Genomic DNA, 24735 nt, shown 5'->3' on the forward strand with positions numbered 1-24735 from the left:
CCTTGTCGAAAAGCGCCGCGGCCGTTCGTCGTTGGATTGACGCTCCCGTCACCACCCAACCCAACGAGGACTTCCATGAAAGCCTTGAGCCTGCTGGCCTCCGCCCTGTTCGCCACTGCCACGTTCGCCGCGCCGGTGACCTACGAGATCGACCCCGCCCACACCTACCCGAGCTTCGAGGCCGACCACATGGGCCTGTCCGTCTGGCGCGGCAAGCTCAACAAGAGCAGCGGCACGGTGGTCTACGACAAGGCCAACGGCAGCGGCAGCGTGGACGTGCAGATGGACCTGGCGAGCATCGACTTCGGCCTGGACGCGATGAACGCCTGGGCGCGCGGCAAGGACTTCTTCGATGTGGAGAAGAACCCGACGGCCAGCTACAAGGGCCGCTTTGATGGCGCTATCGGCGGCGTGCCGGGCAAGCTGGTGGGCGAGCTGACACTGAACGGCAAGACGCGCCCGGTGACGCTGGCCGTGCACCAGCTCAAGTGCATCCCGCACCCGCTGCACAAGCGCGAGCTGTGCGGCGCGGACGCATCGGGCAGCTTCAACCGCGAGGACTTCGGGCTGGCGGCCGGCAAGGACTACGGCTTCAAGATGGATGTGCAGCTGCGCATCCAGGTCGAAGCCATCGCGAAAGAGTAGCCCTCGTCCGGCATCGGCCCGCGCCGCGCGTTACTTGACGCCCATCTCCTGCAGCAGGCGCGTGGTCTTGTCCACCGTGCTCATCTGCCACAGCATGTAGCGCGAGTCGACGCAGATGCTGCGGACCATTTTGGGGTTGAAGTCCCAGTCCGAGATGACGGCGTCCAGCGTGCCGTCGAACAGCAGGCCCACCAGTTCGGCCTTCTTGTTCAGCACCGGGCTGCCGGAGTTGCCACCGGTCGTGTCCAACGTGGAGAGGAAGTTCACCGGCACCGAGTTCAGCGACTTCACGCCATAGTCACCGAAGTTGCGCGCCTTGATGGCAGCCAGTTGCTCGGCCGGCGCGTTGAACTCGCCGCCGGCTTCGTCCGGGCCCTTGTGCTTCGCGACGATGCCGTTCAAGGTCGTGAACGCCGTCCAGTTGCTGCCGTCCGCGCCGGGCGTACGGCCCTGCACCTTGCCGAAGCTGATGCGCAGCGTGCCGTTGGCGTCGGGGTAGACGGCTTCGCCGCGGCTGGCGTGGTAGTCGATCAGCGCCTGCTGCACGCCCGCATACGCCTTCTGCAGCTTGCCGGCCAGTTCCTTGTCGCGGTTCTCGCGGCGCTCGTCGTCGGCGTACAGCGCCACGGCGGCCTTGATGAAGGCGTCGTCGCTGGCCTTGAAGGCGGCGACGTCCTTGTCCAGCCAGGCCATCCGGGCGGCGGTGTCGGACAGCTTGCTGCCGGCGTAGAGCTTGTCGATCTGCGTGCGGATGCTGGCTTCGTCCTGGCCGGCCTTCAGGCCCAGCGTGTTCAGCCAGGCGGCGTTCAGCGTGTCGGCCGGCTGGGCGAGGTATTGCGCCAGGAAGTGGGCGACCAGGCGCTTGTCCGTGGGCTCGTCGTAGCGGCGGTCCAGCGACTGCTGGGCGGCCTTCAGCCGCGGCAGGTCGCGATCCTGGTAGCCGCTCTTGCGCTCGGCGTCGGGCTTGGCGCGCTGCTCGGCGATCTCGTAGAGCTGGCGTGCCGAGTTCAGCAAGGCCGGCGACATGAAGTTCATCAGCAGCTCAGCGCGCGTGATGCGCTCGCGCTCGGCGATCAGGCTCTCGGTGGCCGCCAGGTCTGCGCCGTAGCGCGCCTGGCGTTTGGCGTCGGCGCCGACCCAGGCCTTGAGCTTGGCGAACTGGGCCTGCTTGCGGGCGAGGATGTCGCTGCCGTCGTAGCTCTGCTGCTGGCCTTCGAGGTTCTTGTAGTAGTTCTGCAGGCCCTGCATGCGCGCGGCCATCTTGATCTCGCCGTCACGGCGACCGGCCGTCTCGGCCTTGATGATGGCGATGGACTCGCCCATGGCCTTGGTCTGCGCCGGCTGCTGCCAGCCGAACGCGAAATCGACTTCGGTGGGCAGGCGGTGGCGGTTGGTGCGGCCCGGGTAGCCGGCCACCATGACGAAATCGCCGTCGTTCAGCGGGCTGGTCTTGGGCGACGCCACCTTCAGGTGGTGCTTGGGCGCGTAGGGCTTGTTGTCCTTGCTGAAATCGGCGGGCTTGCCGTCCGGGCCGACGTAGGCACGGTAGAAGCTGTAGTCGCCGGTGTGGCGCGGCCAGATCCAGTTGTCGGCATCGCCGCCGAACAGGCCCACGCCGGTGGCCGGCGCGTGCACCAGGCGCACGTCGCGGATCTCGAGCTGCTTGATGAGCTGGTATTGCAGCCCGCCGAAGAAGGGGTAGACGTTGCAGCGGTGGCCGGCGTCGGCCTCGCAGGCGGCGACGAGTTGCTTCTCGGTCGCCTCGATGGCGTCGGTGCGGGCCTTGCCGGTCAGGGCCAGCGTCTTGGCGTTGAGGATGTCGGTCGACACGTCCTTCATGTCGACGGTGACGAGGATGCGGCTGCCGGGCGCGGCGGGCAGCTCGTCGGCCAGCGTCGTCGCGTAGAAGCCGTTCTTCAGCAGGTCGCGGTCGGGCTTGGAGTTGTACTGGATGCTGCCGTAGGCGCAGTGGTGGTTGGTGACCACCAGGCCCTGCGGCGACACGAAGCTGGCCGTGCAGCCGCCGAGCGACACGACGGCACCCATCGGGAAGGCGGTCAGGTCGTTGAGCTTGGCGGGGTCGAGTGCCAGGCCGCCGGCCTTGAGCGGCTTGGCGATCTGCGGCAGCTGCTTGGGCATCCACATGCCTTCGTCGGCATGGGCGGTGGCGACGGCCAGCGCAGCGGCGGCCAGCAACGTGAGGGAGTGACGGTTCATGGAGCGGTTCGGCAAAAAGGCGAAACCGCGAGCGTAACCGTGTGAGGCCAGCGCCCCCGAGTGAGGAAAGACAGGCTTCGGGCTGGGGAAAGCCCGCTGTCAGCTGGGCATCAATGCGCCAGGCCTATCCACTCGCCGGCAGCCTGGTAGGCGTCGAAAAGATCCACTGCCAGATCGCGCAGGCCGGGGTGCCCGCTGCCCAACGCCTCGGCCAGGCATTCATGAGCGTATTGGCGGTCGTAGAGCATGCGCGTCGGGTTGATGGGCAGGTGGGCGTCGCTCATCAGCTGGCCGAAGCGCAGCAGGTCGGCGGTGGCGACCGGGCCGTTCGTGGCACCCGCCACCGTCAAGCCCAGCGCGCGGATGTCGCCCAGGTGCACGCCCTGCGCGATCTTGAGGCCGCTGTCACCATGCCATGGATGGCCCGGGTCGCCCAGGCCGCGGGGTTCGTCGGCGGGGACGGGGATCAGGTGCAGGGGGATGAGCATGGCGGACCTCGGCTGTTGTCGCCATGGTGCCGAGGCCTCGGCAAATCGAAAGGCGGATAAAGGGCGAAAAGGCCGCGCTATCCACCGCTGATGCGGCTCAAGTGAACTGCAGGTCCAGGTCGCCGTGCGCGTAGATGATGACCCCGGTGTCCGTCTCGGTGATGCGGTGGCCGGTGCCGGCCGGGGCGAGCTGATAGTCGCCCTGCTGCAGCAGCACGTCGTCTAGGAACAGCTCGCCCTGCACCATCAGGCATTCCTCGTCATGGCCGTGGCTGTGCACCGGCACGCTGGCACCGGGGTCGGTCCGGTACAGCAGTGCCGCCTCGCCGCCGGCCGTCCACAGCACGCGGCGGCGGATGCCCGGCGCGAACTCGGGCCAGCCGGCCTCGCGGTCGCGCACCAGCGTGCGCTCGGCGCCGGCGCCGTCGGCCTCGCGCACGAACACATGGGCGCCGTCCGCGCTGGCCAGCTCGGGCGCGCTGCCGGCGGGCAGCAGCAGGAAGTCGCGCAGGCCCAGGCTTTCGCCGTCGACCTCGGCGCTGCCGCGCACGACGAGGAATTCGCGCACGCCGCCGGCCGGCAGCGCCAGGCGTGCGCCGGCCTGCAGCTCGATGACGCTGGCCGCACGCGGCTCGCCGGGGCGGGCCGTGCGGTCGGCCGGTGCGCGATACAGCCAGCGCTGCTGGGCGCCTACCGCCAGCGCGTCGGCCGGAGAGCTGCGACGCCGCACGGTGACCATGCCCTGCTCGGCCTTCAGTGACTGAGCCAGGCGCTGCCCCAGGCGCTCGCCGAGGCGGGCCGGCAGCCCGGGTGCGGGCGCCGCCCAGGCGCGGGCAAAGGGTTCGCTGAGCAGGGGGCTCAAATCGTCGTCATCCGGTTCGGGGGTGTCAGGCATCGTCGTCATGGCAGGGCCCTCAAGCCGGCAGCGCATGCGCGCCCGCATCGCCCAGGGTGTCGCGCAGCGTGATCAGCGCACGGCGGATCTGCGATTTGACCGTGCCCAGCGGCAGGCAGGTCTGGCTCGCGATCTCCTCGTGCGACAAACCGCTGAAGAAGGCCAGCGCCACCAACTGGCGCGGCTGGGGCTTGAGCAGCAGCAGCGCACGGTGCAGCTCGGCATGGCCCTGGGCGACGGCCAGCAGCTCGTCACCCGATTCGGCGGCCGGTGCGGACAGCGGCGCGGCCTCCTCGTCCAGCGCCTCGTGCTGGAAGCGCGCTTCCCGACGGATGGCGTCGATGGCGCGCGAGCGGGCCATGCCCAGCAGCCACGTCAGCGGCCGGCCACGCTGGGGGTCGAAGCGCGGCGCCTGGCGCCAGACCTGGTAGTACACCTCCTCGGCCACCTCCTCGGCGAGCTGGCTGCGCCGCACCAGGCGCAGCACCAGGCCGTAGACGCGAGACAGCGTCGCCTCGTACAGCGCCAGCAGCGCGCGCTCGTCGTGCTCGACGATGCCGGCGATCCAGGCCTGCACCTGGGCGTCGTCCAGCGACACGCAGCCGCTCCGGGCGGCCGGTTCGGCAGTGGCGTCCGCAGGCTCAGCGTCGGCCGCCTGCAGCTCGACGTCGTCGAACAACGGGGCATGCGCGGGCAACGCGTCGTCGTCGGGCGCGGGCGGGAGGCGCCGGGTCACGTCGGTCCTCGGCGCGGGGCGGCAATGACGGAAGGAGGCATCATGGTTGGGCGTACGCGGCATCTTCCCGCCTGGATGCAGTCCAAACCCTAGCATCTACCCTGGCCCCAGCGTCCGTATCCCAGTTGCATGCCCCAGATCGCCCATTTCGACCTCGTCAGCCATTGGCGCCTGGACGCGCCGGTCGCGCGCGTCTGGCGGGCCATCACCGAAACCGAACACTGGCCGCGCTGGTGGCCCGGCGTGGTGGGCGTGACGCGGCTGAACCACGGCGATGAGTCCGGCGTCGGCCGGGTGCAGCAGATCACCTTCCGCACCGGGCTGGGCTACCGGCTGCACCTGGTGCTCGAAGTGACCGAGGTGCGGCGGGAGGAACGCCTGCGCGCCAAGGCCGCCGGCACGTTGGCCGGCGAAGGCATCTGGCTGATGAAGCAGGCCGCACCCGACGCGGGCGGGCATACCGACGTGACGTTCGTGTGGCGCGTGACGCTGCCACCCGGTGTGCTGCGCTGGCTGGCGCCCGTGCTGGGGCCGGTGTTCCGGTGGAACCACAGGCGGGTGATGCGGGCGGGGCGGATGGGGTTGATTCAGTACCTGGCGCTGATGGGAGGCTGACCAACGCCGGGCTCAAGCCTTCGGCAACGTCACCCCGACCTGCCCTTGGTACTTTCCACCGCGGTCCTTGTAGCTGACCTCGCAGACCTCGTCGCTCTCGAAGAACAGCACCTGCGCACAGCCCTCGCCCGCGTAGATCTTGGCCGGCAGCGGCGTGGTGTTGCTGAACTCCAGCGTCACATAGCCTTCCCATTCGGGCTCGAACGGCGTCACGTTGACGATGATGCCGCAGCGGGCATAGGTGCTCTTGCCCAGGCACACCGTCAGCACGTTGCGCGGGATGCGGAAGTACTCCACCGTGCGCGCCAGCGCGAAGCTGTTGGGCGGGATGATGCAGACGTCCTTGTTGACGTCGACGAAGCTGTTCTCGTCGAAGTTCTTCGGGTCCACCACCGTGCTGTGGATGTTGGTGAAGACCTTGAACTCGGGCGCGCAGCGGATGTCGTAGCCGTAGCTGCTGGTGCCGTAGCTGACGATCTTGCGGCCATCCTGCTCGCGCACCTGGCCGGGCTCGAAGGGCTCGATCATGCCGTGCTGCTCGCACATGCGGCGGATCCACTTGTCGCTCTTGATGCTCATCTTGTTGTCCTCTTCTTGCGGGGTCTAACGGGGCAAAGCCCCATCGAAATATCGGCTGCCGTCCAGTTCCAGCACGAAGCCCTTGACCGTCGCGCGCATCGGCACGGCGATGCGGCCATAGGCAATCGGCGTCCACGGCAATTGCTCCATCGCCAGGCGCTGGGCCTTCGCGTAGAGGGGCTTGCGCTCGGCCGGGTCCAGCGCCTGGCGCGCCTCGGCCAGCAGCTTGTCGTAGGCCGGGTTGCACCAGAAGGTGCCGCTGGCGGCGCCGCAGGCGAGCTGGCCCGCGGTGCCGGCGGGCTCGGGGTCGCCGTTCCAGCCGGACAGCGCCGCGTCATGGTCGCCCGCATCGATGCGGCGCAGGTACTCGCCCCACTCGTAGGTGACGATGCGCGCCGTCACGCCGACCTTGGCCCAGTCGGCCTGGATCATCTGCGCCATGCGCTGGCCGTTGGGGTTGTAGTTGCGCACGACGGGCATGGCCCACAGCGTGAGGTTCAGCGGCAGCACGCGGGCCTTCTGCAGCAGCGCGCGCGCCTTGGCCGGGTCGTGGGGCGCGGGCTTGAGCGTCGCGTCATGCGCCCAATTGGCGGCCGGGATGGGGCTGGTGGCCAGCGTGCCGGCATCGCCGTAGATGGTGCGCACCAGGGCCGCCTTGTCGATGGCCATGTCCAGCGCCTGGCGCACCTCCAGCTTGGCGAGCGCGGGGCGCCGGGTGTTGTAGGCCAGGATGCCCACGTTCATGCCCGGCGCGGTGGCGAGCTTGATCGCGGGGTCCTTGGCCAGGTCGGCCAGCTCGGCCGGGCCGACGGGGTCGGCGATGTCGCACTCGTTGCGCTTCAGGCGCTGGGCACGCACGGTCGCGTCGGGCGTGATCGCGTAGACGAGCTGGTCGACGCGCGGCGTCTCGTCCTTGCGCCACCAGCCCGGGTGCTTCACGTAGCGGATCACGCTGTCGGCGCGGAAGCTCTTGAACTGGAAGGGCCCGGTGCCGACGGGCATCTGCGCGATGCGCTGCGGCGTGCCGGCCTTCAGCAGCTGCGCTCCCAGCTCGGCCGACTGCATGAGGACGAAGGCCTGCGTCAGCGCATGCAGGAAGGACGCATCGCGCTCGGCCAGCGTGATGCGCACCTGGTGCTCGCCCAGCTTCTCGACCCGGCGGATCAGCTTCTCCCAGCCGAACGACACGACGTACGGCGACACGCCGGGCAGCGCCTTGGCGAAGGCGCTGTCGCGGTTGAGCAGGCGGCCGAAGGTGAAGAGCACGTCGTCGGCGTTGAACGGGCGCGTCGGCTTGAAGTCCGCGCTGGCATGCCAGCTCACGCCGCGGCGCAGCTCGAAGGTGTAGGCCAGGCCGTCGGGGCTGAGGCTCCAGCTCGTGGCCAGGCCCGGGATGAACTCATCCGTGCCGCGCCGGAGCTCGACGAGCGTGCCGAAGATGGGCAGGTGCGCGATGTGGTCGATGCCGCTGTCGGTCGCCGTCGGGTCGAAGGTCTTGGGGCTGCCGGCGGAACAAAAGCGCAGCGTCGTGTCGGCGCCTGCCAGCAGCGGCAGGGTCAGCAGCAGGGCGGGCAGACACCTCATCTTGCGATCTCCGCAGCCGGCACGAAGGGCAGGATGCCCATGGCCTGGTACAGCGCCGCGGGCGACAGCGCCCGCGTCTCGTTGTTCTGGCCCTGGATGACCAGTGCCACGCGCCGGATGGCGCGGATGTCGGCCACCGGGTCGCCATCCACCAGCAGGAGGTCGGCGCGCTTGGCCACCGCGATGCTGCCGATCTCGGCCAGCCGGTCGCTGTACTTCGCGCCGTTCCACGTCGCGATCTTCAGCGCCTGAGCGGCCGGGATGCCGGCTTGTACATACAACTCCAGCTCGCGCTGCAGCGCGAAGCCGGCGGTCGCGTCGGTGCCCGCCACCAGCGGGATGCCGGCCGCGTTCATGCGGCGCAGCAGGTCCACCATGACCTTCCAGCTCGCGCTCCAGCGCTTCGCCTTCACGTCGTCCATGTCCACCTCGGCGGACAGGAGGCCGCGCTGCATGACGGCGGGCAGGTTGGCGGCCACCATGGCATAGCTTGGGTTGGGCTGGCCCTGGCGCTGCGTGTACTGGGCCTCGAACGCGGTCATCGTCGGGTCGACGACGGTGCCCTTCTTCTTCAGCAGCGCGATGAAGTCCTGCGTGCGGCGGTCGTTGAGCTTGAGGTCGGCCGCCTTGTCGCCGACGAGGTTGAAGCGCAGCAGCGTGCGCGTGTCGTCGGTCTTGCTGACGAGGAAGTTCAGCGTGACCTGATTGATGTGGTGCAGCTCGTCGAACCCCGCCTCCACCGCCTGCCGCGCCGTCATGAAGGCCGGCACATGGCCGCCGGTGCGCAGGCCCAGCGACCGAGCATGCGCCACCATGGGCTTGACCCAGTCCGGGCGGATGGAGTTGTAGAGCTTGAGCTGGCGGTAGCCGTGGGCGGCGTACCAGTCGATGGCGGCCAGCGCATCGGGCAGGTTGTCGGGCACGAAGTCCGACTGCGACGAGAACGGGCTCTTGCCCTCGATGAAGCCATTGGCCGAGATGCGCGGGCCCAGCAGCTCGCCACGCTCGATGCGGCCGCGCAGCTCGGTCAGGTCGGCATTGTTGTTGCCGACGTCGCGCACGGCCGTCACGCCGGCCGCCAGGTTGAGCAGCAGGTCGCCGGGCACGACGTGGGCATGCATGTCGACTAAGCCGGGCAGCAGCGTGCGGCCCTTGCCGCTGATGCGCTGCGCCGGGGCGGCGTTCTTCAAGCTGCCGGGCTTGGCGACGGCCGCGATGCGGCCCTCGAGCAGATAGACGTCCGACGGGCCGCGCAGCTGGGCGGCCTGGGCATCGAACCAGCGCACGCCCTCGATGACCGTCAGGCCGGGCAGCGGCTGGGGCAGCGTCTTGGCCAGGCGTTGCAAGTGGGCGAGCTGAGCGGCCTTCTGCGCGTCGCTGAGGCGGTCGAGCTCACCCTCGAAGCCTTGCGGCAGCGTGCCGCCCCAGCCGGGGTCGACCTGCGCGAACAGCGCGCGGTTGTCCTCGCGCAGCCACAGGTAGCTGGGCCCCAGGTCCAGGCCGGTGATGGCGTACAGGCCGATCTCGTACGGCTGCCCAGGCAGCGGCAGGCGTTGCACCCTTTCGATGGAAACCTGCCCGATCGGCAGCGCCGTGGTGCGGGGCGCCGGGTTGGCCAGCAGGCTTTGCGCCAGCCGCGCGGCCCAGGCCGGGCTGGCCTGCACGGGCAGGTAGACGGCCTCGCGGGCGACGCCGGCCTTCTCGCCGCGGTCCACCGGCGAGCGCCAGACCGCACGGCCGTCGGCCTGGCGCTCGAAGCTCTCGTCGATGCGCGCGCCATAGGTGGACACGCCCTCCGTCCGGTAGCGCAGCCAGGTGCCGTCGGGCGCGAACTCCAGCGTCTCCTTCTGGTCGGGACCGCGGCCGTTGTTGCGGTAGCTGTAATCCACCTCCAGCTTGCCGGGCGACTCGGTGAGCACCAGGCGCCCGCAGGCCGTCTTCATGCACAGCACCGTGTAGGTCTGGGCCTGGGCCGCGCCGGCGGCGACCAGCATGGCAGCGAACAGGGAGTGCAGGAGCGTCATCAGCAGGGCCTCGGAGTCGTCAGCGTGGCGCGGACTTTACTGACGCGCCTTGCCGAGGGACGCGACACCCTTGTTCGCCAGCATGTCGGCGCGTTCATTGCCGGGGTCGCCGGCGTGGCCCTTGACCCAGCGCCATTCCACCGTGTGCAGCTTGCGCAGGGCGTCCAGCCGCTGCCACAGGTCGGCGTTCTTCACCGGCTTGCCGTCGGCCGTCTTCCAGCCGCGGCGGTGCCAGTTGATGATCCATTCGGTGATGCCCTTGCGGACGTACTCGCTGTCCAGGTAGACGACGACATCGCAGCTGCGCTTGAGCGAGGCCAGCGCCTCGATGGGCGCCATCAGCTCCATGCGGTTGTTGGTCGTCTCGCGCTCGCCGCCGAAGAGTTCCTTGTCGTGGCCGCCGCTGGACAGCCAGGCGCCCCAGCCGCCGGGGCCGGGGTTGCCCTTGCAGGCGCCGTCGGTGTAGATCGTGACCTGCGGGCGCTTGATGGCCAGTGCAGGCTTGGTAGGTTCGGTCATCGCTTGTTCTGATGGTTGTTCAACGCGACCGCAGGCGCCGTCTTGGCTGCGGCGCGCGCGTTCTTGGCCAGGCCGATCAACCGCATGCCGTGCACACGCTTGACCGCCTGGATGAAATAAGCCGCCCCGAGCACCGGCCACCAGCGCGAGCCCACGCCGTCGACCCACTGCCAGCGCTGCATCCAGGCATCGCTGCGCAGCGGCGGGCGGTAGACGCCGAAGCGCGCCGCCTCGACGTCGAAGCTCAGCAGCTTGAGCCAGTCGCGCAGCCGCCAGTAGCCGATGAAGTCGCCCTCGCTCGGCAGGTAGGGCTCGCCACGGCGCCTGAGCCGGCCGAGGTTCTGGCGCAAGCCCCACAGGCTCGCCGGGTTCAGCCCGAAGACGATCAGCCGGCCCTCCGGCCGCAGCACGCGCTCGACCTCGCGCAGCAGCACATGGGCGTCGTCGGCCAGCTCCAGCGCGTGAGGCAGCAGCACGAGGTCCAGGCTGGCGCTCTCGAAGGGCAGCGCGTCGAAGTCGCAGCACAGGTCGCGGCCAGCCAGCCAGCGGTGCGGCATGCGGTTGGTTCGCAGCCCGTCGAGCTCGGGCATGCCGAGCTGCAGCGCGTGGAAACCGAACAGGTCGGCCACGGCCGCGTCGACCTGCGCCTGCTCCCACTCCAGCAGGAAGCGGCCGGGCGGCGTCTGCAACCAGGCTGCCAAATCTATAATCGGCGCTTTATCTGTCATGGGTTGGCGCCACATTGACGCTCGGTTTGACGCTCACGCCGCTTCCCGCTTTCGACGACAACTATCTCTGGCTGTTGGACAACGGCCGTGAGGCCCTGGTCGTCGATCCCGGCGACGCCGCACCGGTGGCCGCGGCCCTTGATGCCCGAGGCCTGACGCTCGCGGGCATTCTATTGACCCACCACCACAGCGATCACGTCGGCGGCGTCGACGCCTTGCGGTCGCGCCTGCAAGGCCCCATCTACGCACCCGCCCACGAGAAGATGCCCGAGCCGGTGACGCGCGTCCAGGGTGGGCAAAGCGTCGATCTGCTCGGGTTGCGCTTCGCCGTCATGGATGTGCCCGGCCACACCGCCGGTCACATTGCCTACTTCGCAGCGCAGGTGCCCGGCAGCGATCCGCTGCTGTTCTGCGGCGACACCCTCTTCAGCGGCGGCTGTGGCCGTCTGTTCGAAGGCTCGCCGGCGCAGATGCACGCCTCGCTGCAGTCCCTGGCGGCGCTGCCGGGCCGGACACGCGTCTGCTGCGCCCACGAGTACACGCTGTCCAACCTGCGCTTCGCGCGTGAGGTGGACCCGTACAACACGGCGCTCGCCACCTACAGCGCCTGGTGCGAGGCCGAGCGCGCCGCCGGCCGGCCGACGCTGCCGGGCCGCATCGGCACCGAGGTCCACATCAACCCTTTCCTGCGCTGCACCGAACCCGCGCTGCGCGACGCCGCCCGGCGCCACGCGCCCACCCAACTCCCGACCGCGCCCAGCCCGGTCGATGTCTTCGCCGCCTTGCGCGAATGGAAGAACGGATTCCGATGACGCTCTCAAGCCTTTCACGCCTTTCTCCCCTGCTGCTGGCCGCCTTGCTCGCCGCCTGCGCCACCACCACCCCACCCATGGAAGCCCCCGCTTCCGACACCCCGCCCTCCCCGCCCCCTGTCGCCACCGAAGCTGCGCCCGCCGCCGCGCCTGCCGTGGCCACGGCGCCCGTGCGGGTCATGGCCGCCGAGCTGCTGGAAGACAACCTGCGCCCCGGCGAGAAGATCGACCTCGACGCGCCGGACGCCAGCGCCGACCTGTGGGTCCGCCTGCGCCAGGGCTTCCAGCTGCAGGACCTCGACGACGACTGGGTGCGCAAGGCGGAGGCCTGGTACAGCGCGCGGCCCGACTACGTCGAGCGCATGACGACGCGCGGCAGCCGCTACCTGTTCCATATCGTCGACGAGGTCGAGAAGCGCGGCATGCCGGCCGAGCTGGCGCTGCTGCCCTTCATCGAGAGCGCCTTCGTCACGCACGCGGTGTCCACGGCCAAAGCCACCGGCATGTGGCAGTTCATGCCCGCCACCGGCCGCGACTTCGACCTCAAGCAGAACATCTTCCGCGACGACCGCCGCGACGTGCTGGCCTCCACCCGCGCCGCGCTCGACTACCTGGGCCGGCTGCACAAGCAATTCGGCGACTGGCACCTGGCGCTGGCCGCCTACAACTGGGGCCAGGGCAACGTGCAGAAGGCCATCGCGCGCAATCAGAAGGCCGGCCTGCCGACCGACTACGCCAGCCTGAAGATGCCCGACGAGACGCGCTACTACGTGCCCAAGCTGCAGGCGGTGAAGAACATCGTCCTCAACCCCGACCGCTATGCGCTGTCGCTGCCGGCCGTGGCGAACCACCCGTACTTCCTGAGCGTCAAGATCGAACGCGACATCGACGTCGCGCTGGCCGCGCAGCTCGCCGGCCTGACGCTGGACACCTTCCAGCAGTTCAACCCGCAGATGAACAAGCCGGTCATCCTGGCCGCCGCCACGCAGCAGGTTCTGCTGCCCTACGACCAAGCCAGCGCCTTCGCCGAGAACCTGGCCCGCCACACCGGCCCATTGGCCACGTGGACCGCCTGGGTCGTGCCCAAGACGATGAGCCCGGCCGACGCCGCCAAGCGCACCGGCATGGCCGAATCGGCGCTGCGCGAGATCAACCGCATTCCGCCCAAGATGCTGGTCAAGGCCGGCTCGACGCTGCTGGTGCCGCGCGCGCCGCATGTGCATGACGACGTCTCCGAGCGGCTGGCCGACTCCGCGAGCCTCAGCCTCGCACCCGACGCGCCGCCACTGCGCCGCGTCACGCTGAAGGCCGGCAAGGGCGACACGGTCGCCGCCATCGCGGCGCGCTACAAGGTGCGCAGCGAGCAGGTCGCGCAGTGGAACAAGGTCGGCAGCTCGGCCCGCTTCAAGCCGGGCCAGGCGGTGGTCGTCTACACGGCGTTCAAGCCGACGGCTGCGCCGGCCAAGACGACCGTCGCGACACGCGCCGTCGCCAAGAACGGCAAGGCCACGGTCCGCGCCGCCAAGCCGGCCGTGCCACGCAACCTGGCGAAGGACCGCGGCGGCAAGGGCCGCAACGTCGTCGCGTCCGCCGCCCCGTGAACGTTCAGCCGACGAAGAACAGGGCTGCGCTCACACCCAGGCCGGCGATCCACAGCAGCGAACGCAGCGAGGCCTGGTCGGCAAGATACAGGCCGATGTAGGCCAGCCGCGCGGCGATGAAGCCCATCGCCAGCGCGTCCACCGTGGCCTGCGCGGCCTGGTGCTGGTGGGCGACGAACAGGCCGGCCAGGAAGATGGGCAAGGCCTCCCAGCTGTTGGCCTGCGCGGCGTTGGCGCGCGCCTGCCAGCCCTGCTGCCTGGCCAACCATTCGCGCGGCGCGTGATTGTCGAAACCGCCGTCACGGCGCCGTTTGCCGAAGCCCTTGGACTTGGCCAGGCCGGCGCACACGATGGGCAGCACGCAGGCCACGAGCAGGCAGAGTTGGGCGATCGTCATCGGCGGGTTTCCTTCAGCGCCTGTCGCTGAGTGCATGGGCGATGGTGCCCAGGTCCACGTATTCGAGCTCGCTGCCCACCGGCACGCCGCGCGCCAGCCGGGTGGACTTGATGCCACGCGCGCGCAGCGCTTCGCCCAGCACATGCGCCGTGGCTTCGCCCTCGGCGGTGAAGCTGGTGGCCAGGATGACCTCCTCGACGCCCTGCTCGCCGGCCCGCGCGAGCAACTCGGCCGCGCCGATCTCGCGCGTGCCGACACCGTCCAGCGGGCTCAGCCGGCCCAGCAGTACGAAGTAATAGCCGCGGTAGGAGGCGGTGCGCTCCAGCGCCGCCTGGTCGGCCGGCGTCTCGACGACGCACAGCAGGCCGGCGTCACGCTCGGGGTCGGCGCAGACGCTGCAGACCGGCGTCTCGCTGAAAGTGTGGCAGCGCTCGCAATGCTTGATGCGCTCAGCCGCCGCCGTCAGCGCCTCGGCCAGCCGCGGCAAGGCGAGGCGGTCGTGCTGCAGCAGGTGGTAGGCCATGCGCTGCGCCGACTTCTGGCCCACGCCGGGCAGGCGCTTGAGCGCCTCGATGAGCGCATCAAGAGCGGTCAAAACGGAAATTTCATGCCCGGTGGCATGGGCATGCCAGCCGTCAGCTTGCCCATCTTCTCGGCACTGGTCGCCTCGGCGCGGCGGGCCGCGTCGTTGAAGGCGGCGGCGACGAGGTCCTCCAGCATGTCCTTGTCATCGGCCAGCAGGCTGGGGTCGATGGTCACGCGGCGGACCTCGTTCTTGCAGGTCATGACGACCTTGACGAGGCCGGCGCCGCTCTGGCCTTCGACCTCGATGGTGGCGAGTTCTTCCTGCGCCTTCTTCAGGTTGTCCTGCATCGCCTGGGCCTGCTTCATCAGACCGGCGAGTTGGCCTTTCATCATGATCGTGTCCTTGTCTAGGGAGAGGGAGTCAGCGGCTGCACGGAGCCCGGCAGGATGCGCGCCGACGGGAATTGGGAAAGCAGCGTCCGCGTCATCGGATGCTGTGCGGCCAGGTCCTCGGCCGCGCGCTGCTGCGCTTCGGCGCGCGCCACCGTGCGCAGCGCGATGGAGTCTTCGGCCACGCCGGCCTGGATGTCCAGCCGCGCGCCCAGCGCCGCTTCGAGCTTGGCGACGAGCGCCGGCTGGCGCAGCGATTCGCGCTCGACGCGCAGCGTCCAGACCTCGCGGCCGTCCTCACGGCGGCACGACAGCGCCTGGGCCTGGCGCGCCAGTTCGCCGGTCATGCCCGGCAGGTTGAGCGCGGCGATGCGCTCGGCCCATTGCGCGCCCTCGGGCGTCTCGCGCAGCACGGCGCGACGCGGTGCCTCGGGCTCGCGGGCGGCGACAGCCGGGGCGGGCGCGTCGTCGGCGTCCATCCACGGCGGCGGCGCGTCGTCCGGCGGCGGGCCGTCGCCGAAGTCGGCGTCTTCCTCCGTCGCCGCGTGCTCCACGGGGCGGGGACGGAGGCGCTCGCTGAAGCTGGACGCAGCCGGCTCGGCCGCGCGCGGCGCAGGCGCCGGGGGCTTGGCGGCCGCGACCGGCGGCGCAACGGGCTGGGCCACCGGCGCCGCGACCACAGCGGCGGCGACCGGCGCGGGCGCCGGCACCGGCGGCGCCATCTTGGGCAGCGGCACGGCCACCACGGCCTTGGCCACGGCCTGGGGGCGCACCAGCGCCGCAGCCTTCACGGGCTTGGGCTGCGTGCCGGCCGGGCGAAAGGCCAGCATGCGCAGCAGCACCATCAGCAGGCCGGCGTATTCGTCCGGCGCCAGATGCAGCTCGGCCCGGCCGTGCAAGGCCATGCTGTACATCAGCTGGATCTCGTCGGCCGGCAGCTGCGTGGCCAGGCGCTTGATCTCGGCGGTCTCGGGGTCGGCGTCGTCCAGCGCGGCGGGCGCGGCCTGCGCCAGGGCCATCTGCTGGAGCAGCGTGGCCAGGTCCTCCAGCGTGCCCGCAGCCGACAGGCCCGCGCCGCGCAGCGCATCGGCCTGGGCGACGACGGCCTCGCCGCTGGCGGCGGACAACGCATCGACGATGGCGACGACATGGCCGCGGTCCACGCTGCCCAGCATCTGGCGCACGCCGGCCTCGGACAGCGAGCCCGCACCGAAGGCGATGGCCTGGTCGGTCAGCGACAACGCATCGCGCATCGAGCCGCGCGCCGCGCGCGACAGCAGCCGCAGCGCGCCGGGCTCGGCCGGCACGCTCTCGGCGCCCAGCACATTGCCCAGGTGCATCTGCACGTCGGCCGCCGCCATCGGCCGCAGGTTGAACTGCAGGCAGCGCGACAGCACGGTGACCGGCACCTTCTGCGGATCGGTCGTCGCGAGCACGAATTTCAGGTAATCGGGCGGCTCCTCCAGCGTCTTCAACATCGCGTTGAAGGCGGTGTTCGACAGCATGTGCACTTCGTCGATCATGTAGACCTTGAAGCGCCCGACGACCGGCTTGTAGACCGCCTGGTCCAGCAGCTGCGAGATCTCCTCGACACCGCGGTTGGACGCGGCGTCCAGCTCCACGTAGTCGACGAAGCGGCCGGAGTCGATGTCGCGGCAGGCGTTGCAGACGCCGCAGGGCTGGGCCGTGATGCCGCCCGTGCCGTCAGGCCCAACGCAGTTCAGGCTCTTGGCCAGGATGCGCGACACCGTCGTCTTGCCCACGCCACGCGTGCCGGTGAACAGGTAGGCGTGGTGCAGGCGGCCCTGCGTCAGCGCGTTGGCCAGCGCCTGCACGACATGCTCCTGGCCGACAAGCTGCTCGAAACTCTGCGGACGGTATTTGCGGGCCAGGACCTGGTAACTCATGGCCGGGATTCTATGGGCCGGCCTCCCACGGATAATCCCGCCCCATGACCTCGCAAGCACCCCTCACCTACGACCAGGCCGGCGTCAACTACGACCTGATCGACCCGCTGAAGATCACCGCCCAGCGCGCCGCCGCCGCCACCGCCTCCCACCTCGCCGGCCACGGCTTCAGCGAAGTGAAGGCCTCGCGCGGCGAGTCGGCCTATGTCGTGGACGTGGGGCCGTTCTACATCGCCTCCATCGTCGAATGCCTGGGCACCAAGACCCTCGTGGCCGACGAGATGGCCAAGCTGACCGGCAAGAGCTTCTTCGCCGGCATCGCCCAGGACACCATCGCGATGGCCGTGAATGACCTCATCACCGTCGGCGCGACGCCGCTGGTCGTGCAGGCCTACTGGGCCGCGGGCGGCAGCGACTGGTTCGGCGACGCCCAGCGTGCGCAGGCCCTCGTGGCCGGCTGGAAGGCCGCCTGCGACACCTGCCAGGTCGCCTGGGGCGGCGGCGAGACACCGGCGCTCGCGGGCATCGTCGAGGACGGCCGCATCGACCTGGCCGCGTCCTGCACCGGCCTCATCAACCCCAAGGAACGCCTGTCCGTCGGCGACAAACTCGGCGCCGGTGACGCCATCGTGCTGCTGGCCTCCAGCGGCATCCACGCCAACGGCCTGAGCCTGGCGCGCAAGCTGGCCGAGCGCCTGCCCCAGGGCTACCTGACCGAGATCGAGCCGGGCGTGACGTATGGCGAAGCCCTGCTGGCGCCGACCGCGCTGTACTCGCCGGTGACAGAGGCGCTGTGGAAGGCCGGCATCGCACCGCACTACTGCGCCAACATCACCGGCCACGGCTGGCGCAAGCTGCTGCGCCACCCGAGCGCGCTGACCTACCGAATCCACACCGTCCCGCCCACGACGCCGGTGCTGGCCTTCATCCAGAAGGAAGCCGGCCAGGACGATCGCGAGGCCTATTCGACGCTGAACATGGGCGCCGGCTTTGCCATCTTCGTCAAGGCCGAGGATGCCGAGCGCACCGCGCAGGTGGCACGCGACTGCGGCGTTGAAGCCTGGGTGGCCGGCACCGTCGAGGCGGGCGAGAAGCAACTGCTGATCGAGCCGCTGGGCATCCGTTTCAGCGAAGACGACTTGGCCTTGCGCTGAAATGTCCGGCTCGCACGTCCTGCGGGCCGAGCGCCGGGCCGCTCCCAAGCCGGCCCGCCATGGCGATGTGCTTGCCGGTCAATCCGGCAAGCATCGCCGTCCCCTCGGGGGACCGACCGGGATCACCCGCGTTCAGCGCGGCGAGACCGGGCGAGGGGCTTAAATGACGTGGTTCTACACGCAGATGGTCCAGTGGCACGTGCTGCTGGCCTGGTGCAGTGTGGCGCTGTTCTTCACGCGTGGTCTGCTGTTCCAGTTCGGCACGCCGCGCCTGCAGGAGATCGCCAAAGACGCGCGGCTGATGGTGCTCGTCTTCGGCGTCAACGCCTGCCTGGTCGTCACGGGCCTGAGCCTGTGGGGCTCCATCGGCTACCACCCGGTGCGTGACAGCTGGCTGGGCATCAAGCTGGTCGCGCTGGTCGGCTACATGGCCTGCGGCCACTGGGCGATGACCCAGGCACGCCTGCATCTGCTGGGGTATTTCACGGCACTTGCGCTGCTGGGCCTTGCGATGGACCTGTCCTACAGCCGCAGCTTCCTGGGCGGTTAGAATCACGCTCGACGGGCCTCCCCGCATGGAAGCGCGCCCAACCGGGTCAGGTGGGGAACCAAGCAGCCCTAAGCGTTGCAACCAGTGCCGGGGGTAAGGCTCGTCACCCTCCCCTCACTACAGGCCACCGGCCGGTCGCGGGATCGCTCCCGAGCCGGCCCGCCTGGCGATGTGCTCGGGGCTCAATGCCCTCACCACCGCCTTCGCCTGGGGACCGGCCACGGTACTGCTTGGACGCGGCGCCTTACCCGCCCGGTGATTTCGGGATGTCGGTCGAGCGCACCGTCAGCGTCTTCAGCTGGCCACCGCCTCCCACGCTGCCTTCCACCACGCCTTCACGCACGCGGCGTTCGCACAGCGCGCGGTCTTCGCCGTTCTGTGCTTCGCAGCGCTTGAGCGCGTTGGCTGCCCATTGCTCGGACCGGTCACCCGGCGAGACCAGCTTGCCCTGCCGCGCCTGCGCATAGGCGGCACCGGCTTCACGCAGGCAGACGTTGCGCGGCTGGTTGGACTTGCCGGTCATGCAGTCGGCCTTCTCACGCTCGTACTGCAGGCGCAGCGGGTCGACATTCTTGGCGGCCGGGGCCGCCTGGGCGCTGCTCAAGGCGAGCAAGGCGGTGCCAAGCAAGGCGGCAATGCGACATCGATGGCTGTTCATGGCGATCTCCTTCATGGATGCGGCTTCAGCCGCGGGCCCGGACAGGCTGGTTGTCGTTCGAGATGTAGACCTCGACGCGGCGGTTCATTGCGCGGTCTGACGTGCTCGAGTTGCTGGCCACCGGATATTGCTCGCCGTAGCCGCGCGTCTCGACGCGGGCGAGGTCGACACCACGGGCGCGCAGCGCTTCGGCCACCGCCTGCGAGCGTCGCTGCGAGAGCGTCAGGTTGGCCTGGTCGCTGCCGACGCTGTCGGTGAAGCCCTCGATCAGCACACGGCGGTCGGGGTGCTGGTTCAGGTAGTTGGCGAGCTTGCCGATGGCGTTCTGCGCGGCGGGCTTGATCTCGGCGCGGCCAAACTCGAACAGCACGTCACCCAGCGTGACCAGCATGCCGCGGTCGGTCTGGCGGGCCTGCAGATCGGCCAGTTCCCTTTGCAACGCGGCGGCCTGGGCCTGCGCTTGCGCAGCGTCGGCCTGGGCGGCGGAGGCCTGCGCGCGTGCCGCGTTGGCATCGGCGCTGGCATTGGCGGCCTGGGCCTGGGCGGAGCTCGCGCGTGCTGCGGCAGCATCAGCGCGGGCGCGTTCGCGGTCCGCCTCGGCGGCCTTGATGGCGTCCTCATCCGTCTGCGCCTTGGCCAGGGCCAGCGCGGTGCGTGCCTGCGTCGATGCGATGTAGGCGGCCGAGTCGATGTCGGCGGGGGACTCGCGCTTGGCGCTCAGCTCTTCGGCGCGTCGCAGCGAGTCCGCGGCTTTCTTCACTTCGAGCGAGGCGTACTTCAGCGCGCCGGGGTCGGCCTCGGCGCTGCGCACGGTGGCGCGCGCCTGCTGCAACGCGGGCGTGACAGTGGGCGCGCTGGCGCAGCCCGCCATCAGGGCAGCGGCGGCAGCAAGCGCGGTCAGGGAGGAGGCGATTCGGATGGAAGGCATGGCAGTCGGTCCTTTCGATCGAGGATCAGGAACGGTTCAGCTGGGTCTGCAGCTGCTGGATGCTCTGGCGCACCTCGGCCAGCGCGCGGCTGGAGCGCGCCGAGCGCGCGGTCGCCTGAGCCAGCGCCGCGTCGGCGGCCGCTTCGTCGGCCAGCTGGCGCGCCTGCACGTAGTCCTTGCGGGCCATGGCCTGGTTGGCGCGGGTCAGCTTGTCGCGCGCCGTGGCCAATTCGGCCGGCGCCTCTGCGGCGTTGCCGGTGGCCTGGTCGACGGCGGAGTTGGCCACGGCCATCTGCTCCTTGGGCGCATCCGGCGAGGCACATGCCGCCAGGGCCAAGGCAGCGGCGATGGAAAGGACGGTCCTGCCGTTGAACGAATCAGAATTCATACGAACTCCTGTGGTTTGGTGGGCCTCGACGGCGCAGGGGCGCCACGGCGAGCCCGGGTTTATTCAGGATGCCAAACCAGTATTCGCCACGGGGGTCGCAAGCCCAGTCGGAGGGCCGGTGCGGCTGCGGTCAGCGTGCCGCCTCAACGGTTGTCGGAGACGCCCTACACCCTGCAGCGGCGTGCTCGCCGGGTCAGCCGGCGGCCTGGCGGAAGGCCATCACGGCCTGGTTGCGCAGCGTGCGCAGCAGCGAAAGCTGCCTGTCGTCGAGCTGCACGGCGCCGGCCTCGGCGTGGTCGGCGTATATGAGGCCGAGCGGCGCGCCCTTGAGCATCAGCGGCAGCAGCAGGAAGCTGCGCGCCTGCATCTCGCCCTTGAACCATGCCGGCAGCCGCGCGGTGATGTTGGCGGCGCGGGCGTCCTGGATCAGCGTGTCGGCGCCCTTCAGGCAGACGGCCGCGAGCAGGTCGGGCGGCTGGCCGGTCAGGTCCACGCGCAGCAGCGGCGCGAGGCGCTCGATGTCGTCGCCCACGCCCAGGCGGCCGGTCAACGTCTGGCCGCGCGCGTCGCGCAGGCAGAAGATGACGCGGCGCAGGCCCAGCGCGCGGTAGATGGTCTCGAGGATCATGCGCAGCACGGCGTTGAGCTGGAAGCTGTTGACCATCGCGTCGGTGATCTCCTGGATGCCGGCGGCCAGCAACTCGCTGGCCTGTGCCGCGTTGGGCGGCGCGCCGGCTTCGGTGCGTTCCAGCACCTGTGTGGGCGCCAGCTCGTGCGCCGTCAGCGAGTCGTGCACCGACGGTGTCAGCGGCGCCAGCAGGCGCTGGGCGCGCGAGTTCTGCGGCAGATTCAGGTCCAGCGCGACCGTCATCTGGGCGAGATGCTGGCGCGCGGTGTCGGCGGCCTGCTCGAAGGTCTCGGCCGAAACGCCCAGCGCCCGCGCATGCCGCTGCGCCAGCGCGCGCACCTTGGCATGGGCCTGCTCGGGCGGCGTATGCAGGATGAGGTCGGCCATGTCGTTGCTCGCGCGGGCCAGCCAGCGCTGGCGCTCGGCGCCGTCCTCGATGCGCTTGGGCGGCGCCTCGCCGACGGGGCGGCGCATGGCGCGCTGCAGGCTTTCCGGCAGGCCCCATTGGCGCGCAACGCCCAGGCCCAGCGCCTCGTAACTCATGCCCAGCACCTGCGCCGAGGCAGCCGCCTCGCTCAGCGGCGGCGGGCCGTCCTCGACCACGCTGGCCAGGCGCCGCACAGCCTCGGCTTCCTCGGGGAAGTAGAACTCGGTCAGCGTGCGGCCGAGGTGGTGCAGCATCGCGCCGAGGAACGCCTCCTCGGCGTCGCGCGCATTCGCGCACAGCTCGCGCGCCAGCGACGCCGCCATCAGCGAGCGCAGGAAATCCTCGCGCAGCCGCTGGGCATGGCCCTTGTTCTCCATGCGCTCCAGCAGCACCAGCGACAGCGCGAGGTTGCGGATGCCGGCAAAGCCGATCAGCGCCACCGCGCGCGAGATGGTGCTGATGCCACCCCCGCCGGCATGCCGGTAGGCGGCGGTGTTGACCAGGCGCAGCAGCTTCTGCGTCAGCGCCACGTCCTTCAGGATCTCGTTGGACAGGCTGGCCAGGCTCTCGTTCTCGGAGTGCGTCAGGCGCTGGATGCGGCCGATGGCGTCGGACAGCGCCGGGAAGTCGCTCTTGTGGCGCATGCGGCGCAGCAGGAAGTCCAGCACCGGCGCGTCCTGCGCCTGCGCATCGGGCAACGCGACAGGGCGCAGCCAGGCGGCCAGCGCGTCGCGCATGAGCACGGCGCTGGGCCAGCGGGCGGCAGGCTCGCGGGCCAGGCCGCGCTGCACGATGGCGCGCAGCGCGTCGTCGACGGACGCGTCCAGGCCCGAGGGCAACACCAAGTCGGTCGTCTGCACTCGCTGGACGGCGCGCCAGGGGTCGGGGTCGTGGTTCAGGCGCTGGCCGGACAGCATCTCCGCCAGCATGACGGCGGCGGCGAACACGTCCATCTGCGGATGCGCCGGCGCGCCGCGGGCGGCCTCGGGCGAGATGTAGCCGGGCGTGCCGACGATGCGCTCCGGCGCCTGGCTGCCGGGCGACACGCGCGCGGCGATGCCGAAGTCCATCACACGGGCCCGGCCGCGGGCGTCGAGCAGGATGTTGCTGGGCTTGAGGTCGCGGTGCACCAGGCCCGCGGCATGCGCGGCGACGAGCCCGTCGAGCACGTTCAGCATCAGCGTCACCGCCTCGGCCGCGGTCGGCTTCGGGGCGGCACGCAGGCGCTGGCTCAACGTGCCGCCGCTGACGTACTCGAAGACGAGATAGGAGTGGCCGCCCTGCGTGTCGGCCTCGAAGACCGGCACGATGTTCGGGTGGGTCAGCCGGCTGACGGCGCGGGCTTCGTGCAGCCATTCGTCGACGCTGCCGGGTTCGGCCGCGGCCTTCAGCAGCTTGACGGCGACTTCGCGGTCCAGCAGCGGGTCATGGGCCAGCCAGACGGTCGCCTGCGCGCCCTCGCCGAGGCGCTGGAGCAGGCGGAAGCGGCCGAGCTGGGGAGGCAGGTCTTCGGCCATGGTCAGGAACCACTGCGTCCGGAAAGGCGCTCGCGCAGCGAGCCGGGCGAGGTGGGCGCCGCATCGGTGCGTTCTGGCGCGGTCGCCGGCCGCTGGGCGCCCGGGTTGAGCGCCTCCGTGACGTCGCGCAGGCCGATGCCCAGCGCCTTGGCATAACGCCGCGTCGCGGCCTCGACGCCCTGGCGGCGTTTGGCTTCGGGCAGCGCCAGCGCGTCGATGAGCTCGTTGGCCAGGCTGCAGGTCAGGCGGATGGCATCCGCGTCGCTGCGCGCGGCATGCACGACGGCGTCCAGAGGCTGGCGGCGGATCATCTGCAGTAGCTCGTCGCCCAGGCCCCAGTGGCGTGCCACGGCCGCGCCCAGCGCGTCGAGGTCGCAGCCCAGCACCGCGTAGGCAGCCGCCTGCTCGCTCATCGCGGCGGGGTTGGGCAGCTCCTCGGTGGGTTCAGGCGGCAGCATCAGCTGGCGGATCTGCTGCGCGTCGTCAGGGAAGTGGTACTGCAGCAGCAGCCGGCCGAGGTTCTGCATCACCGTGATGAGCTGCACGACCTCGGCGTCATAGCCCGCGGGGCGCAGCGCCTGCGCGACCTGGCCCGCCTTGGTCACGCGCGCCATCAGCTGTCGCAGCATCTCGGCCGCCATGGGCTGCAGCGGCCCGGGCCAGGGCTTGAGCCCGTTGGCAGCCAGCTGCACGCCATCCAGGCCCAGCATCTGGATGGCACGCTGCATGTTCAGCACGGTCCCGCCGCCATCCGCGGAATGATGGCCGCTCTGCCGCAGCGCGTTGTTGACGCGGCGCACCAGCTCCAGGCTGAGGGCCATGTCCTTGAGCACCAGCTCCGACAGCGCACTGGCATGCTGGGCTTCCAGGCCGGAGCCGGCCGTGAAGCGGTGGATGCCGGTCGCCATGGTCGGCAGGTGGCCGATGCGCTGCAGCTTGTCCAGCAGCAGCACGATGGGGCCGCCGTCGTCCTGGGAAGCGGCCTGGCGCCAGCCGTCCAGCGCGCGCAGGAAGCTGCGCGCGAGGTGATAGCGCTGGCGGGCCTGGCGATCGGTGGCGCGGTTGCAAATGGCGCGCAGCGGGTCGGCGATGGGGTGTGGCGTCTCCCACCCCAGGCGCACGATCTCGCGGCCGATGGGTTGCATCTGCTGCACGACGGCCTGCAGGTCGCTCTCGTCCAGCACCAGCCTGCCGCTGAGGACGCGGTTGAGGAGCAGTCCGACGCACAGCACGTCCTCTTCGGCCGATTCGCGCACCGCGCGGCGTGTCACGGCGTTGTAGTCGACGGTGGCCGGGAAGACCTCCTGCGCCACTTCCAGGCCGATCAGCCGCACCTTGTCGCCCGCGTCGATGACGAGGCTGGTGGCCTGCAGGTCGCGGTGGGCATGGCCGGCCTCGTGCGCGAAGGCCAGGCCTTCGAGCAGCTGGGCCACCCAGCCGGCGGCGTCCAGCGGCAGCGGCGCGGGCTGGCGCGCCAGGCGCTCGTCCAGCGTCTCGCCGAGGCTGCGGTCATAGGCCACGTACGGCCAGCTTTCGACCTGGCCGACCTCGAACACCGGCGCAAGGTTGGGATGCTGCACCCGCGCGCCGGCCTGCGCCATGCGCAGCCAGTGCTCCAGCGCCGGCGCGCTGTTGGGCTTGTCGCGCGGCATGCACAGCATCAGCTCCTGGCCATGGCGCGCATCGAAAACGCGCCAGATCAGGCTGCGTGCGCTCTTGGACAGCAGCGAGCGCAGCTCGAAGCGGCCGAAGCTTCTCAGCGGCGTGGCGGTGGGCGGGGTTTCGGGCACGGTGCGGGCGAGGTCGGCGCAGTTACAGATGTA

General features: G+C 70.4%; 24 protein-coding genes and 1 other RNA gene. 7 read left to right on the plus strand and 18 right to left on the minus strand.

The annotated features are described in order from the left end of the window. The first annotated feature begins 75 nt into the window (after nucleotides 1–75). Nucleotides 76–645, plus strand: a complete 570-nt coding sequence (locus ASD35_RS05025; protein WP_056873795.1) for a YceI family protein — start codon at nucleotides 76–78, stop codon at nucleotides 643–645. 30 nt (nucleotides 646–675) lie between these two features. On the opposite strand, the gene ASD35_RS05030 is transcribed toward ASD35_RS05025, so the two are convergent. From ASD35_RS05030 to ASD35_RS05045, 4 genes are all read right to left on the minus strand, one after another. Then, nucleotides 676–2862, minus strand: coding sequence for a S46 family peptidase (locus ASD35_RS05030; RefSeq protein ID WP_056873796.1), 2187 nt, complete (start codon nucleotides 2860–2862; stop codon nucleotides 676–678). Nucleotides 2863–2972: 110 nt separating this feature from the next. Continuing rightward, nucleotides 2973–3350: a hypothetical protein gene (locus ASD35_RS05035; RefSeq protein WP_056873797.1), complete on the minus strand. Its 378-nt coding sequence runs from the start codon at nucleotides 3348–3350 to the stop codon at nucleotides 2973–2975. A gap of 97 nt (nucleotides 3351–3447) precedes the next feature. Then, nucleotides 3448–4254, minus strand: coding sequence for a cupin domain-containing protein (locus tag ASD35_RS05040; protein ID WP_162254426.1), 807 nt, complete (start codon nucleotides 4252–4254; stop codon nucleotides 3448–3450). A gap of 10 nt (nucleotides 4255–4264) precedes the next feature. After that, entirely contained in the window at nucleotides 4265–4981 is a 717-nt protein-coding gene (locus ASD35_RS05045) for a sigma-70 family RNA polymerase sigma factor (protein ID WP_235538243.1), read from the minus strand. A 129-nt stretch (nucleotides 4982–5110) separates the two neighbouring features. On the opposite strand from ASD35_RS05045, the gene ASD35_RS05050 reads away from it, so the two are divergent. After that, entirely contained in the window at nucleotides 5111–5596 is a 486-nt protein-coding gene (locus ASD35_RS05050) for an SRPBCC family protein (RefSeq protein ID WP_056873799.1), read from the plus strand. A 12-nt stretch (nucleotides 5597–5608) separates the two neighbouring features. Here ASD35_RS05050 and dcd read toward each other — a convergent pair whose 3' ends face one another. Genes dcd through ASD35_RS05075 form a run of 5 tightly spaced genes read right to left on the minus strand, consistent with a single transcriptional unit; the run spans nucleotide 5609 to nucleotide 11030 of the window. After that, nucleotides 5609–6175: a dCTP deaminase gene (dcd, locus tag ASD35_RS05055; protein WP_056873800.1), complete on the minus strand. Its 567-nt coding sequence runs from the start codon at nucleotides 6173–6175 to the stop codon at nucleotides 5609–5611. 24 nt (nucleotides 6176–6199) lie between these two features. Continuing rightward, nucleotides 6200–7759: an ABC transporter substrate-binding protein gene (locus ASD35_RS05060; RefSeq protein ID WP_056873801.1), complete on the minus strand. Its 1560-nt coding sequence runs from the start codon at nucleotides 7757–7759 to the stop codon at nucleotides 6200–6202. After that, nucleotides 7756–9783, minus strand: a complete 2028-nt coding sequence (locus ASD35_RS05065) for an amidohydrolase family protein (protein ID WP_056873802.1) — start codon at nucleotides 9781–9783, stop codon at nucleotides 7756–7758. The genes ASD35_RS05060 and ASD35_RS05065 overlap by 4 nt, the downstream gene beginning before the upstream one ends. Nucleotides 9784–9819: 36 nt before the next feature. Continuing rightward, nucleotides 9820–10302, minus strand: a complete 483-nt coding sequence (gene rnhA, locus ASD35_RS05070) for a ribonuclease HI (protein WP_056873803.1) — start codon at nucleotides 10300–10302, stop codon at nucleotides 9820–9822. After that, nucleotides 10299–11030, minus strand: coding sequence for a class I SAM-dependent methyltransferase (locus tag ASD35_RS05075; RefSeq protein ID WP_056873804.1), 732 nt, complete (start codon nucleotides 11028–11030; stop codon nucleotides 10299–10301). Before ASD35_RS05075 ends, rnhA begins: the two co-directional genes overlap by 4 nt. A gap of 26 nt (nucleotides 11031–11056) precedes the next feature. On the opposite strand from ASD35_RS05075, the gene gloB reads away from it, so the two are divergent. After that, nucleotides 11057–11842, plus strand: a complete 786-nt coding sequence (gene gloB, locus ASD35_RS05080; RefSeq protein WP_056873805.1) for a hydroxyacylglutathione hydrolase — start codon at nucleotides 11057–11059, stop codon at nucleotides 11840–11842. Next, nucleotides 11839–13443, plus strand: a complete 1605-nt coding sequence (locus tag ASD35_RS05085) for a transglycosylase SLT domain-containing protein (protein ID WP_056873806.1) — start codon at nucleotides 11839–11841, stop codon at nucleotides 13441–13443. Before gloB ends, ASD35_RS05085 begins: the two co-directional genes overlap by 4 nt. A 4-nt stretch (nucleotides 13444–13447) precedes the next feature. Here ASD35_RS05085 and ASD35_RS05090 read toward each other — a convergent pair whose 3' ends face one another. From ASD35_RS05090 to dnaX, 4 genes are read right to left on the minus strand one after another with little or no spacing between them, the layout of a single operon-like run. Beyond that, a complete protein-coding gene (locus ASD35_RS05090) occupies nucleotides 13448–13840 on the minus strand; it encodes an MAPEG family protein (RefSeq protein WP_056873807.1) in 393 nt (130 codons plus the stop codon). Between the two features lie 13 nt (nucleotides 13841–13853). After that, the gene (recR, locus tag ASD35_RS05095) at nucleotides 13854–14444 is read right to left on the minus strand and encodes a recombination mediator RecR (protein ID WP_056873808.1); all 591 of its coding nucleotides are present in this window, start codon (nucleotides 14442–14444) and stop codon (nucleotides 13854–13856) included. Then, nucleotides 14432–14758, minus strand: coding sequence for a YbaB/EbfC family nucleoid-associated protein (locus ASD35_RS05100; RefSeq protein WP_056873809.1), 327 nt, complete (start codon nucleotides 14756–14758; stop codon nucleotides 14432–14434). The genes recR and ASD35_RS05100 overlap by 13 nt, the downstream gene beginning before the upstream one ends. A gap of 14 nt (nucleotides 14759–14772) precedes the next feature. Next, nucleotides 14773–16662 (minus strand): DNA polymerase III subunit gamma/tau, encoded by a 1890-nt coding sequence (gene dnaX, locus ASD35_RS05105; protein ID WP_056873810.1) that lies wholly within the window; start codon nucleotides 16660–16662, stop codon nucleotides 14773–14775. 44 nt (nucleotides 16663–16706) lie between these two features. Between dnaX and ASD35_RS05110 the strand changes: the two genes are divergently transcribed. The 3 genes from ASD35_RS05110 to ffs all read left to right on the plus strand — a co-directional run bounded on the left by ASD35_RS05110 (nucleotide 16707) and on the right by ffs (nucleotide 18474). Further along, nucleotides 16707–17816 (plus strand): AIR synthase-related protein, encoded by a 1110-nt coding sequence (locus tag ASD35_RS05110; protein WP_056873811.1) that lies wholly within the window; start codon nucleotides 16707–16709, stop codon nucleotides 17814–17816. 163 nt (nucleotides 17817–17979) lie between these two features. Next, nucleotides 17980–18366, plus strand: a complete 387-nt coding sequence (locus ASD35_RS05115) for a SirB2 family protein (protein ID WP_056873812.1) — start codon at nucleotides 17980–17982, stop codon at nucleotides 18364–18366. 10 nt (nucleotides 18367–18376) lie between these two features. Beyond that, an RNA gene (gene ffs, locus ASD35_RS26460) (signal recognition particle sRNA small type) lies at nucleotides 18377–18474 on the plus strand. A 136-nt stretch (nucleotides 18475–18610) separates the two neighbouring features. On the opposite strand, the gene ASD35_RS05120 is transcribed toward ffs, so the two are convergent. From ASD35_RS05120 to ASD35_RS05140, 5 genes are all read right to left on the minus strand, one after another. Further along, entirely contained in the window at nucleotides 18611–19024 is a 414-nt protein-coding gene (locus ASD35_RS05120) for a hypothetical protein (protein WP_157275386.1), read from the minus strand. Nucleotides 19025–19049: 25 nt separating this feature from the next. Continuing rightward, on the minus strand, nucleotides 19050–19952 hold the full coding sequence (locus ASD35_RS05125) for an OmpA family protein (RefSeq protein WP_056873814.1): 903 nt from the start codon (nucleotides 19950–19952) through the stop codon (nucleotides 19050–19052). Between the two features lie 25 nt (nucleotides 19953–19977). Further along, a complete protein-coding gene (locus ASD35_RS05130) occupies nucleotides 19978–20340 on the minus strand; it encodes a DUF4398 domain-containing protein (protein WP_056873815.1) in 363 nt (120 codons plus the stop codon). A 193-nt stretch (nucleotides 20341–20533) separates the two neighbouring features. Next, nucleotides 20534–22912, minus strand: a complete 2379-nt coding sequence (locus ASD35_RS05135) for a serine/threonine protein kinase (protein WP_056873816.1) — start codon at nucleotides 22910–22912, stop codon at nucleotides 20534–20536. Between the two features lie 2 nt (nucleotides 22913–22914). Continuing rightward, on the minus strand, nucleotides 22915–24702 hold the full coding sequence (locus ASD35_RS05140) for an HDOD domain-containing protein (RefSeq protein ID WP_157275387.1): 1788 nt from the start codon (nucleotides 24700–24702) through the stop codon (nucleotides 22915–22917). Between the last annotated feature and the right edge of the window lie 33 nt (nucleotides 24703–24735).

The organism is Pelomonas sp. Root1444 (assembly GCF_001426885.1).
GTDB lineage: Bacteria > Pseudomonadota > Gammaproteobacteria > Burkholderiales > Burkholderiaceae_C > Pelomonas.

What these genes read in the sequence shown, in the direction of transcription:
- ASD35_RS05085 (WP_056873806.1), top strand. Translation starts at nt 11,839, where the DNA reads ATGACGCTCTCAAGCCTTTCACGCCTTTCTCCCCTGCTGCTGGCCGCC.
- dnaX (WP_056873810.1), bottom strand. Translation starts at nt 16,662, where the DNA reads ATGAGTTACCAGGTCCTGGCCCGCAAATACCGTCCGCAGAGTTTCGAG.
- ASD35_RS05125 (WP_056873814.1), bottom strand. Translation starts at nt 19,952, where the DNA reads ATGCCTTCCATCCGAATCGCCTCCTCCCTGACCGCGCTTGCTGCCGCC.
- ASD35_RS05060 (WP_056873801.1), bottom strand. Translation starts at nt 7,759, where the DNA reads ATGAGGTGTCTGCCCGCCCTGCTGCTGACCCTGCCGCTGCTGGCAGGC.
- ASD35_RS05135 (WP_056873816.1), bottom strand. Translation starts at nt 22,912, where the DNA reads ATGGCCGAAGACCTGCCTCCCCAGCTCGGCCGCTTCCGCCTGCTCCAG.
- ASD35_RS05065 (WP_056873802.1), bottom strand. Translation starts at nt 9,783, where the DNA reads ATGACGCTCCTGCACTCCCTGTTCGCTGCCATGCTGGTCGCCGCCGGC.
- ASD35_RS05120 (WP_157275386.1), bottom strand. Translation starts at nt 19,024, where the DNA reads ATGAACAGCCATCGATGTCGCATTGCCGCCTTGCTTGGCACCGCCTTG.
- ASD35_RS05030 (WP_056873796.1), bottom strand. Translation starts at nt 2,862, where the DNA reads ATGAACCGTCACTCCCTCACGTTGCTGGCCGCCGCTGCGCTGGCCGTC.
- ASD35_RS05110 (WP_056873811.1), top strand. Translation starts at nt 16,707, where the DNA reads ATGACCTCGCAAGCACCCCTCACCTACGACCAGGCCGGCGTCAACTAC.
- dcd (WP_056873800.1), bottom strand. Translation starts at nt 6,175, where the DNA reads ATGAGCATCAAGAGCGACAAGTGGATCCGCCGCATGTGCGAGCAGCAC.
- rnhA (WP_056873803.1), bottom strand. Translation starts at nt 10,302, where the DNA reads ATGACCGAACCTACCAAGCCTGCACTGGCCATCAAGCGCCCGCAGGTC.
- ASD35_RS05130 (WP_056873815.1), bottom strand. Translation starts at nt 20,340, where the DNA reads ATGAATTCTGATTCGTTCAACGGCAGGACCGTCCTTTCCATCGCCGCT.
- ASD35_RS05100 (WP_056873809.1), bottom strand. Translation starts at nt 14,758, where the DNA reads ATGATGAAAGGCCAACTCGCCGGTCTGATGAAGCAGGCCCAGGCGATG.
- ASD35_RS05025 (WP_056873795.1), top strand. Translation starts at nt 76, where the DNA reads ATGAAAGCCTTGAGCCTGCTGGCCTCCGCCCTGTTCGCCACTGCCACG.
- ASD35_RS05050 (WP_056873799.1), top strand. Translation starts at nt 5,111, where the DNA reads ATGCCCCAGATCGCCCATTTCGACCTCGTCAGCCATTGGCGCCTGGAC.
- ASD35_RS05075 (WP_056873804.1), bottom strand. Translation starts at nt 11,030, where the DNA reads ATGACAGATAAAGCGCCGATTATAGATTTGGCAGCCTGGTTGCAGACG.
- ASD35_RS05115 (WP_056873812.1), top strand. Translation starts at nt 17,980, where the DNA reads ATGACGTGGTTCTACACGCAGATGGTCCAGTGGCACGTGCTGCTGGCC.
- ASD35_RS05035 (WP_056873797.1), bottom strand. Translation starts at nt 3,350, where the DNA reads ATGCTCATCCCCCTGCACCTGATCCCCGTCCCCGCCGACGAACCCCGC.
- ASD35_RS05090 (WP_056873807.1), bottom strand. Translation starts at nt 13,840, where the DNA reads ATGACGATCGCCCAACTCTGCCTGCTCGTGGCCTGCGTGCTGCCCATC.
- ASD35_RS05040 (WP_162254426.1), bottom strand. Translation starts at nt 4,254, where the DNA reads ATGACGACGATGCCTGACACCCCCGAACCGGATGACGACGATTTGAGC.